Source organism: Kitasatospora sp. NPDC057500 (assembly GCF_042802195.1).
GTDB lineage: Bacteria > Actinomycetota > Actinomycetes > Streptomycetales > Streptomycetaceae > Kitasatospora.
The window spans coordinates 1-3,148 of record NZ_JBHVER010000387.1 but is presented as its reverse complement, the minus strand read 5'-3'; the positions used below and the strand labels follow the sequence as shown (position 1 = coordinate 3,148).

2 protein-coding genes are annotated in these 3,148 nt (G+C 74.7%); one reads left to right on the top strand and one right to left on the bottom strand.

Annotated elements, in window-relative coordinates:
* Positions 1–18: 18 nt before the first annotated feature.
* Positions 19–750, bottom strand: a complete 732-nt coding sequence (locus ACFU74_RS36720) for a ferritin-like fold-containing protein (RefSeq protein ID WP_380764477.1) — start codon at positions 748–750, stop codon at positions 19–21.
* A 658-nt stretch (positions 751–1,408) separates the two neighbouring features.
* On the opposite strand from ACFU74_RS36720, the gene ACFU74_RS36715 reads away from it, so the two are divergent.
* Positions 1,409–3,148: DEAD/DEAH box helicase (locus ACFU74_RS36715; RefSeq protein ID WP_380764476.1), on the top strand; the 1,740-nt coding region annotated here is incomplete at its 3' end.

Sequence of the window (3,148 nt, the reverse complement as noted above, 5' to 3'; positions counted from 1 at the left end):
CCCGGGGCGGACGAAGGCTCAGGAGGCCAGGCCGAGCGCTGCCATCCGCCGGGTGTGCGCCTCGGTGATCCGGTTGAACATCTTGCCGACCTCGACCAGGTCGAAGCCCTGCACCCGGACGCCGCCGACCAGCAGGTTGGAGAGCGCGTCCCGCTCGGCGACCACCCGCTGCGCCTGGCTGAGCGCCTCGCCCATCAGCCGCCGGCCCCACAGGGCGAGCCGGCCGCCGGCCCGCGGGTCGGCCTCGATGGCCTGGCGGACCTTGTCGACGGCGAACTGGGCGTGCCCGGTGTCCGACATGACGCCGAGGACCAGGTCGCGGGTGTCGTCGTCGAGCCGGACGGCCACCTCGCGGTAGAAGTCGGTGGCGATGGCGTCGCCGACGTAGGCCTTGACCAGCCCCTCCAGCCAGTCCGAGGGCGCGGTCATCCGGTGGAAGAGCTCCAGCGGCTCGACGAACGGCCGCATCGCCTCCTGCGGGTCGGCGCCGATCTCGGCGAGCCGGTCGTGCAGCCGCTGGTAGTGCTGGAACTCGGCGGAGGCCATCCGGGCCAGCGCCGCCTTGTCGGCCAGGTCGGGCGCGAGCTTGGCGTCCTCGGCGAGCCGCTCGAAGGCGCTCAGCTCGCCGTACGCGAGGGCGCCGAGCAGGTCCAGTACGGCGGCCCGGTAGCCCGGGTCGGCCGAGCAGGACGCCCAGTCGCCGATCGAGCCCGCCGCCACGTCGTCCTGCGTCTCACCACGGTTCTCCATGACCCGCCACCTTAGTGCCGGTCCGTCCCCGGGCACCTCTTCCACCGCTCCGACCTGCGATGTCGTCCGCGTCACGTGTTCGAGTCGTCGGGTGACTGTATGGTGGTACGGAGGCCCGTCGTGCTCGCACGGTGTCACCGCCGTCTCGGTGCCGCCGGGCAAGCCCGCTCCGCAGCGACTCCGTCCCCCGGGGACGCGCCGCGCGGAAGCCGGGTTCTCAACGTACGCGGATGCCCGGTCGGAGAGCCGATCGGCTCCGACCAGGGCTTGGACTTCAAGCCTTGGCACCGCATCAGTGGCCGAGCGAGGGCCGCCGAGACCGCGCCATCCGGCGCAGGTCCCGCGCAGGTCCCTCACGGGAATCCTCCCCGACGCCGCCGGCGACGCGCCCCCTTGACCGGGCCGCGCGCACCGGCCGGCCGCAGGGACCGGCGCGGTTGTGCGTCCGCGCAGCTGTATTCGGGGCCGTCCAGGCCCGTACGCAGCCGCGCGGCTGCCCGCCCGCCGCTCGCTCTCGGCCCCTCCACACGGAAGAGGCAGCACCCTGTCCACCACCGCTGAACCCACGAAGACGACCTTCCGGGAACTGGGGATCCTCCCGGAGACCGCCGAGGCCCTCGAGTCCGTCGGCATCGTCCACCCCTTCCCGATCCAGGAGATGACCCTGCCGGTCGCGCTGACCGGCCACGACGTCATCGGCCAGGCCAAGACCGGCACCGGCAAGACCCTCGGCTTCGGCCTCCCGCTGATCGAGCGGGTCGTCGTGCGCGCCGACGTCGACGCCGGGCGCGCACAGGAGGAGCAGCTCTCCGACTGCCCGCAGGCGCTCATCGTCGTGCCGACCCGCGAGCTGTGCACCCAGGTCACCAACGACCTCCAGACCGCCGGCAAGGTCCGTGACGTGCGCGTGCTCGCCGTCTACGGCGGCCGCGCCTACGAGCCGCAGGTGGAGGCGCTGAAGAAGGGCGTCGACATCGTCGTCGGCACCCCCGGCCGGCTGCTCGACCTGGCCGGCCAGAAGAAGCTGAACCTGTCCCAGGTCCGCTCGCTGGTCCTGGACGAGGCCGACGAGATGCTCGACCTCGGCTTCCTGCCGGACGTCGAGAAGATCATCACCATGCTGCCCGCCAAGCGGCAGACCCTGCTGTTCTCGGCGACCATGCCGGGCCAGGTCATCAGCCTGGCCCGCCGGTACATGAGCCAGCCGACGCACATCCGCGCCGCCGCGCCGGACGACACCGGCACCACCGTCGCCAACATCGAGCAGCACATCTTCCGCGCCCACTCGCTGGACAAGGTGGAGATGGTCTCGCGCATCCTCCAGGCCGAGGGCCGCGGGCTGGCGATGATCTTCTGCCGGACCAAGCGGACCGCCGCGGACGTCGCCGACCAGCTGACCCAGCGCGGCTTCGCGGCCGGCGCGGTCCACGGCGACCTCGGGCAGGGCGCCCGCGAGCAGGCGCTGCGGGCGTTCCGCAACGGCAAGGTCGACGTGCTGGTCTGCACCGACGTCGCGGCCCGCGGCATCGACGTCGAGGGCGTCACGCACGTGATCAACTACCAGTGCCCGGAGGACGAGAAGACCTACCTGCACCGGATCGGCCGCACCGGCCGGGCCGGCGCCTCGGGCACCGCCGTCACCCTGGTCGACTGGGACGACATCCCGCGCTGGCAGCTGATCAACAAGGCGCTGGACCTGCCGTTCAACGAGCCGGAGGAGACCTACTCCACCTCGCCGCACCTGTACGAGCTGCTGAAGATCGCGCCGGGGACCAAGGGCATCCTGCCGCGCTCGGAGCGGACCCGGGCCGGGCTCGGCGCGGAGGAGGTCGAGGACCTCGGCGAGACCGGCGGGCGCGGTTCGCGTTCCGGCGCCCGCGGGCGCGGCGGGCGGGGCGGCTCCGGCCGGTCCGCGGCGGCCGTCGAGCCGGCCGCGGCCGAGGAGAAGCCGGCCCGCAAGACCCGTGAGCGCCGGCGCACCCGCCGGGGCACCGCGGTCGACGGGGTCGCGGCCGTCGTCGACGGGGCGCCCGACGCCCCGGTCGCGCCGGGCGCGCCGGAGGCTCCGGCCGCCGTCGAGGGCGCCGAGGGCGAGTCCGCGGCACCGCGCCGCCGCCGTCGCCGCTCGCGTGCTTCGGCGTCGGGCGAGGGCGCGGCCACCGAGGCCGTCGCCACCGCCGTCGCGGAGGCCGCCGTCGTCGAGGCCCCGGCCGTCGTCGAGGCTCCGGCCGCCGCCGAGGCCCCCGTCGCCGAGAAGCCCAAGCGCACCCGCACCCGCGCGCCGCGGGCGAAGGCCGAGGCTGCGGCCGGGACCGCCGCCGAGGCCACGAGCGCGGCCGACGCCCCGGCCGAGGCCGTCGAGAAGCCCAAGCGCACCCGTACCCGGACCCGCCGCCCG